This window comes from Insulibacter thermoxylanivorax (genome assembly GCF_015472005.1).
In the GTDB taxonomy this organism is placed as follows: Bacteria; Bacillota; Bacilli; order Paenibacillales; family DA-C8; genus Insulibacter; species Insulibacter thermoxylanivorax.
This window is the reverse complement of the sequence record NZ_BMAQ01000045.1, coordinates 22,616-30,178: the sequence shown is the minus strand read 5'-3', so window position 1 is coordinate 30,178 and position 7,563 is coordinate 22,616. Positions and strand designations below refer to the sequence as shown.

At 57.9% G+C, this 7,563-nt stretch carries 4 protein-coding genes; all 4 read right to left on the bottom strand.

The window, feature by feature from the left end; translation table 11 throughout:
• Positions 1–471: 471 nt before the first annotated feature.
• The 4 genes from guaA to PRECH8_RS13545 all read right to left on the bottom strand — a co-directional run bounded on the left by guaA (position 472) and on the right by PRECH8_RS13545 (position 7,303).
• Positions 472–2,010: a glutamine-hydrolyzing GMP synthase gene (gene guaA, locus PRECH8_RS13560; RefSeq protein WP_200967630.1), complete on the bottom strand. Its 1,539-nt coding sequence runs from the start codon at positions 2,008–2,010 to the stop codon at positions 472–474.
• Between the two features lie 247 nt (positions 2,011–2,257).
• Entirely contained in the window at positions 2,258–4,798 is a 2,541-nt protein-coding gene (locus tag PRECH8_RS13555; RefSeq protein WP_207161804.1) for a DUF4129 domain-containing transglutaminase family protein, read from the bottom strand.
• Between the two features lie 109 nt (positions 4,799–4,907).
• Entirely contained in the window at positions 4,908–6,323 is a 1,416-nt protein-coding gene (locus tag PRECH8_RS13550; protein ID WP_200967628.1) for a DUF58 domain-containing protein, read from the bottom strand.
• Positions 6,323–7,303 carry an AAA family ATPase gene (locus PRECH8_RS13545; protein ID WP_200967627.1) on the bottom strand — a complete coding sequence of 327 codons (981 nt, stop codon included), beginning with the start codon at positions 7,301–7,303 and terminating at the stop codon, positions 6,323–6,325. Before PRECH8_RS13545 ends, PRECH8_RS13550 begins: the two co-directional genes overlap by 1 nt.
• Positions 7,304–7,563: the final 260 nt, after the last annotated feature.

Sequence of the window (7,563 nt, the reverse complement as noted above, 5' to 3'; positions counted from 1 at the left end):
ACACAATTTCGGACTTGACCTCTGGATCAGCGATCCTTCACCGACTTTTATACGATTTTTAGGACAAAACCCCGCACAGTGACCGTTCCGCACCTCTTTTTATAGGAAATTTAGGACAAAACCAGAAAAATCCTTCGGATCTCGCATCGTTTTATACGAAATTTAGGATAAAACGAGCGAGGGCTAAGGACGCCAAAAAGCGCTGCACCATTTTATACGAATTCTAGGACAAAACGTGCAAGACCGACCTGGCACCGAACAGCACCTACCGCGGCAGCGAACATCACGTACCGCGGCAGCGAACGAATCCCACGCCCCAACACATCAACCGCACAAAAAACTCCCCCCGATCCGTTCCACGAACAGATCGAAGGGAGTGTTAATGCTGCCATAGCTGCCATAATGGGAGAAAAGCGGGACGATGGGAGTCCGGTGCTTGCCGAGGACTGCCAGTCTGCTGCTCCTGCTCGATTATTCCCACTCAATCGTTGCCGGCGGTTTCGATGTGATGTCGTAGACGACGCGGTTAACGTTGTCCACTTCGTTGACGATGCGTATGGAGATCCGCTCCAATACATCCCAAGGGATGCGCGCCCAATCGGCGGTCATGCCGTCGATCGAGGTCACCGCACGGATGCCGACGGTATAGGAGTATGTCCGTTCATCACCCATCACACCGACGCTCTTCATATTCGGCAGCGTGGTAAAATACTGCCAGATCTCGCGGTCCAGCCCCGCCTTGGCAATCTCCTCTCTGAGGATCGCATCGGATTCGCGTACGATCTTCAGCTTGTCCTCCGTCACTTCGCCGATCACGCGGATCGCCAGCCCCGGTCCCGGGAACGGCTGACGCCATACGATCTCATGCGGCAAACCCAATTCTTCGCCGACTTTGCGAACTTCGTCCTTGAACAACGCCTTCAGCGGTTCGACCAACTCGAACTGAATATCTTCCGGAAGACCGCCCACGTTGTGATGGGATTTGATCGTCTGTGCTGTATCCGTGCCGCTCTCGATAATATCCGTATACAACGTCCCCTGCGCCAAGAAATCGAACTGCCCGAGCTTCGCGGATTCCTCCTGGAAGCAGTAGACGAATTCGTTGCCGATGATCTTGCGCTTCTGTTCCGGGTCTTCCACTCCGCGCAGCTTGCTTAAGAAACGCTCGCTCGCATCAATCTTGATCACGTTCATATCGAACTTGCCGGCGAAGGTTTCCATGACGCTCTCCGCTTCGCCTTTGCGCAGCAAGCCATGATCGATGAACATGCAGGTCAGCTGTTCGCCGATCGCCTTGTGCACCAGCACCGCCACCACCGAGGAATCCACGCCGCCGCTCAGCGCACACAGCACCTTGCGGTCGCCGACTTGCCGGCGGATCTCCTGAATCGTATCCTCGATGAAGGTGCCCATCGTCCAGTTGCCTTTGCAGCCGCAGATATTGAACAGGAAATTCTTCAGCATCTCATGGCCATTCGCTGTATGCTGCACTTCTGGATGGAATTGAACAGCGTAGAACTTCCGCTTCGGATCGCTCATCGCTGCAACCGGCGCATGCTCGCTGCGCGCATCGATGATGAATCCCTCCGGCAGTTCAGTCACACGATCGCTGTGGCTCATCCAGACCTGCTGCTGCGAATCCATGCCCTGGGTCAGTTGGCTGTGCGGGGCGAACTCAACGACGGCCTTGCCGTACTCCCGCTTGTCCGCGCGTTCAACTCGTCCTTTCAGTTGATGTGCCATCATCTGCATCCCGTAGCAGATCCCAAGGATCGGAATCCCCAGCTCGTAGATCCCTTCATCGACCAGCGGCGCATGCTCGCTGTATACGCTGGCCGGCCCCCCTGAGAAAATAATCCCGCGCGGATTCATCGCAGCGATCTTCTCCGCAGAGGTTTTATACGAGACGAGCTCACAGTACACACCTAGATCTCTAATGCGACGGGCGATTAACTGATTGTACTGGCCGCCGAAATCCAGTACCAGGATCAATTCTTCCGGCTTGTTCATACGCGTCCTCCCATATCTATATTCCTCCGCACATGCGGCTCGTGATCGAATGACATCATTATATAGAAAGGCATTTGCCAACGTCAAGAAAACAGCGCCGCATCAGCATCACCAGCATCTTGTACTAGCATCGTACTCCAGCATCTTGTACTACTCCAGCATCATGCATTGGCATCACTTACCAGAATTTTGCTGCAGCATCATGCCCCATTCCTCATTCCTGTTCTCATGCAGCAAAATAAGTCCATCAGCCGAGCGCCGCGCGCCAAAGCCTGCTCATCCGCGAGCGGGAGATGCGTGCCGGCAGCCTTTCATCATAACGAACCGTTTCATACAGATGAGCCAGCTCGATGAGTGCTTGCCGCTGTTCTTCTGTACGAAGAGGCAGGGCAAGCACATACTCGCGCAGGGTCTGTCCCGGCTTAAGCGTCCCGTGTCTGCGCATCACATCCTGCCACAGCAGCTCCAGCACAGCCAAGGTGCCGCCGCGGCGTTCCATCCCGCGGATCCGCTGGTCAATCCGCCGTTGCAACAGCATCATCCGCAGGGGGCGCCGGGCGATGAAGCCTAAGATGATCAGTGCACAAACCGCTGATGTGATGATCGCAAGCTGTACTCCGCTGATATCATCCGGCAATTTGGATAGCCATTCGTTGTATTGTTCTTGTGTCCATTTGTGTACCCGGGTCAACCAATCTCCTTCCATCTGCTCCACCTCCTTGCTCACTTGCGTGATCAGGATCGACGCCGGCCCTTGCCACCATGCCGGTGCCGCGCTGCCGAGTTCATCCCTCGATGCGGCCGTGTCAACTGCCAACGCTGACACTGCACCTAAACGGTCCGCGTAGCCGGGCGTCGGCTCGAAGGCAATCCAGCCCACCTCGGGTATATACGCTTCCACCCACGAATGGGCATGCAGCGCCCGCACATCACTCCGCACCTCGCCGTTATCTTCCATCGTCAGATTCCCTGGCGCGAATCCCGCGACCCAGCGGGCAGCTATGCCGTTCATACGCAGCATGACCACCATCGAAGTGGAAAAATGATCACAATAACCAAAGGGACTCTCAAATAGAAAATACTCAACAAAATCCATCCCTTCCGCCGGTTTCCCATGCCCGTCCAGATCATAGGCATAATTGGAGCGCAGGTACTCAGCCAGCGCACGGGCCCGGGCAAGATCGGTGTCCGACCCCGCAGTGATCCGGCTCGCCAGCTCATAGACACGCGTGCTCATCGACTCCGGCAGCTGCAGATAACGGCGCTTCTCCTCTTCCGGCAGCGGGATCTGCAAGCCGTCCGCCGCGGCCTCGCGATAGAGACGATCGATCCGAGCCGATTCGAAGCTGTCATGGGGGATAGGGCGTACCTTGACTCGGTAACTCCTCACATGGCTGTCCGCGGCTTCGATCCAATATTGCTGGGAAGCTGGGTCCAGCATCAGCAAGTAAGAGCTTCGTCCCGCAGCTGTTCCCGTCTCCGTCTTCGCGCTCCCATTGCTGTCGTTGACGCGGTCGCTGCTGTTGCTGCTGAATACCGACAGCACTTCTGCGGAGAGGATCTCTCCGCCGGAGAACAGCGTATTCTCCAGGAACCAAGAAGCGGTTTCGTCCATTTTGATCTCCTGTATGATGATAGTGTCATGTGAGAAGACGGATCTTCCGGCATCGGTCCCTCGATCAGAGCCTGAGCCCTCTGCTGTCGGATTCGGCACTTCGATTACTGCTTGATCGACATCTCCATTCGACCAGCCCCGTCCATCATAATACGCCTTGCTCTCTCCCCGCCAATAGGTCACCGTCTCCGAACGAGCTGTGAAGACCGGTGTATCCGCCGGAATGACCTGGCCGCCGAGGGTATATTCCCCGGGGCTGTAGCCCGATTGGCCGACGCCCAGCCAGCTGCTTCGCACCGTCGTCTTCAAAGGCAGCGAGCCGCGGGCAAGGGATGCTGCCTCCTGGATGAAAGCATGCACATTCCACCGCCACGGCTGGGCCAGGCGCGGCTGATTAGCGGTCATCCACAGTCCGCTCAGCACCGCAAGCCCGATGACCATGAGCGAGCACAACACGGCAGCTAATTGCTTGCTCCTGGGGATCGCAAACTCACTGCTGCTTCTTGGCACCTGGTCCGTACTTTGCTGCCGGGATGAACGCCTGCCGCCAGCGAAGCCGCTCCTGCGAGCATCAGCAGCTGCGATCAACGAGCGCCATCGAAGGGGGGTTAGAACCGCCGACAGGATTAAGCCGGCGACGACGCTGACCATCACGCCGCGCGTCGTGTCCAGTCCGAATCCAAGCTGCAATACTGCGAGATAAGCCACGGTCAGAGTGACGAACCAGCCGACATATTGACGGCGCACAATGATGGTATGAAGGGAGTAGATCATCAGCGAGAACCCCGCGAGCAGCAAGAGCGTGCGATTCTCCCCGCTGATCGCCGCAGTATGCCCGGCGAGCAGGTGCTCGAGGTCGCGCATGCTCACGGCGCCGTACTCCTGCCACCAGGTACGGTCGAAGAGGAAACTGTCATAGTAGAATAAACTGATCAACACCCAGCATACGACGAGCTTTAGCGGCCAGGCGATCCACATATTGAGGCGCAGGTAATCCAGTGCGACAAAGCCAAAGACAGCGATGAGGAAGGGATCGATCACGTGAATGCCCGTCACCATAGCCAGCTGAGTCAGCGGCCGAATCCACTCCGTCAGCAAGACGAAGAGCAGCAGCGTAGCGATCCCTGCACTTAGCCAGGGATACGGTTCTCCTCCATCCTTAGCACGGGACATGCTGGAGCGAGCAAGGTTCGCCGTTTGTGCAGTGTGTGCATTTTGTTCAGTTTGTGTGGTTTGTGATGGTTGCGTGGTACGTGCTGTTGGTGCTGTTCGCGTCGTCTGGCTAAGTTGAAACTCCAACATCGCCGGCACCCCCTCCCGCTGCCGCACGGCTGATACTGCCAGACGGCGAGATCCTGGGACCATGGGCCGCGATGGCGCTGGCTGAACAGCCGATAAGCGACAGCTGGGCCAGCCGCTGCGAATCGGCTTCGCCCAATTGTTCAGTGTCGCTGATATACAGCAGCGACACATGCACACGGCGCATCCGCAGGGCGCCGATCTGATCGATCAGCCGCGCGTCAAGCCGCGGCGTGATCACAAGCAGCGGCACATACGCCGTGTGCCGCATCCCCTGCTCGCGCAGCACCTCTTCCAGCGGCGGTCCGCCCCGCCGCGGCTCAGCATGCGCGAGCAGCTCCAGCGCCCGGCGCTCCGCCGGGCCGGGCGCCTCTTCTGCGGCGGCTTCCGCACCGCCGCAGAGAAGCACTGCCGCCAAGCCCTGCTGCTTGGCGGCCTTCACGACGGCGCATGCTGCGCTTGCCGCCGTCTCAAATCGGGAGCGGCCAAGCGGCCCGCTCCCGTAGCCTTCCGCCGCGTCGTCCAAGACGACGGCGACGCGGCGTTCCTGCAGCGCATCCAGCTCCTTCGTCTTCAGCCCGCCCGTGCGGGCCGTGCTCTTCCAATGGATGCGCTGCAGCGGATCCCCGTGCGCATAATCGCGCACGGTGCTGACAAGCGGCGATGCTGCCGCCATCGCCGCCGTCACCGCGGCGCCGCTCTCGCTGAGGCGCCGCGGTATCTCCGCCGCCAGCCCGGCAAGCGGCTGCGGATAGACGAGAAGACGACGCCCGCTTGCGTCGTCCATCCTCCAGCGGCGGCCGATGATGCCCAGCGGCTCGGCCGCCTCGACACTTACCGCTCCGTAGGTATACACCCCTCTTCGCAGCCGCGGGATCTCATATTCCACTGAGATCCGATTCCGCGATCCCGCATAGACCAAGCGGTGATGCGTATAAGCGGTTCTGCCCTCCGCATCGTACAACCTGTCTTGAATCACCAGCCAGACGAATGGAAACCAGCCGGAGCGCAGGCGTATGGTCAAGCCGACCTTCACTCGATCACCGGCCTGCACCGACTCGGACACTTCGTCCCGGTATACCGCTGGTTTTACAAGACCGAGGCATCCCGCGATCCCCGCATACAGCACCAAGAACCCCGTAATCGCTGCCGTAAACCAAGCGGCTTGTCCTCCCTGGGCAAGCGCCCAGTACCACGCAGCGGCGGCCGCAATCAGCCATGCACAGAACGACCCTGCCCCCGGCACCACGCGGTGGAAGCGGTGCTTGCGATGACTCCGATGGCGGCGATCACGATAGACATCAACAGTGCGTTGCGAATGATAAGCGTGGCCGTCATGGTCATTACGATGTGTGACTTCGTTACGGATCCTTCGCAGCTCATGAGACCGGCGCAGCATCATGACCGCTCACCTGCCGCCTGCCGAAAATTCGGTACCGGCACCCAATACAGCAGCTCATCGACGAGATCCGCCTGCTTCATGCCCGCAGCCCGGGCTTCCGGCCGCAGGATCAAACGGTGTCCCAGCACCGGATGCGCAACAGCCTTCACATCATCGGGCACCACATACCCGCGGTTAGCGATCAGCGCCTTGGCCTGCGCTGCATGCATCAGCGCTGCAGCCGCCCGCGGACTTGCGCCGAGCAAGAGCGATGGGTGGATGCGCGACTGTTGAACGAGATCGACGATATACGCACGGATCGACCGGTCCACATGGATTCGCTTGACCCGCTTCTGCAGTTCCAGAAGCTCCTCTTTAGTTACGACGGGCTTCAGCGATTCAATGGGATGAACCGCCGCCTTCTCCAACATCTCCATCTCCGCATCCGCATCCGGATATCCCAGATGCAGCTTCATCATAAAACGGTCCAGCTGCGCCTCCGGCAGAGCGAAGGTGCCCTCATGTTCGATCGGATTCTGCGTCGCCATCAAAATGAAAGGCTTCGGCAATTCATAGGTCACGCCGTCCACCGTCACATGCCTTTCCTCCATGGCTTCCAGCAGCGCCGATTGGGTGCGGGGCGAGGTGCGGTTGATCTCATCCGCCAGCACGAAGTTCGCCATGATCGGGCCGGGGCGAAACTCAAAATCTTGTAATTTTTGATTATAAATAGAGACTCCCATAATATCCGAAGGCAAGAGATCCGGCGTGAACTGGATGCGTTTCAACGTGCAGCCCACCGTCTTCGCCAGAGCTCGCGCCATCATCGTCTTGCCGACGCCGGGCACATCCTCGAGCAGTACATGACCGCCGCACAACAGAGAGGTAATCACCATCTCAATGATTTCTCTCTTACCTTTGATAACTCGTGATACATTCTCGATCATGTTCTCTATCAATTCATGCTGCTGATCAAATCCCAATACCGATGAGCGCATTTCGCGTCCTCCTAACGATATGAATCTTGCTATCAGTATTGACGATTTGACCCGCCTTAAACCCCGGCTGCGCCAAATTTAACCCCGGCTGGATCAACTTTGACCTAGCAACCCTAGTCGATAAATGGAAACTTTCTTTCAGCAACACTCCTTGCTGAAGTTTTGTTGCATACATGTCTTGCGCTGAAAAAGACTAAACGATAGAGTGGAAACCGTCTATATGGAATCTCTTAATGATCAACCTATGGTAGACAAACTTC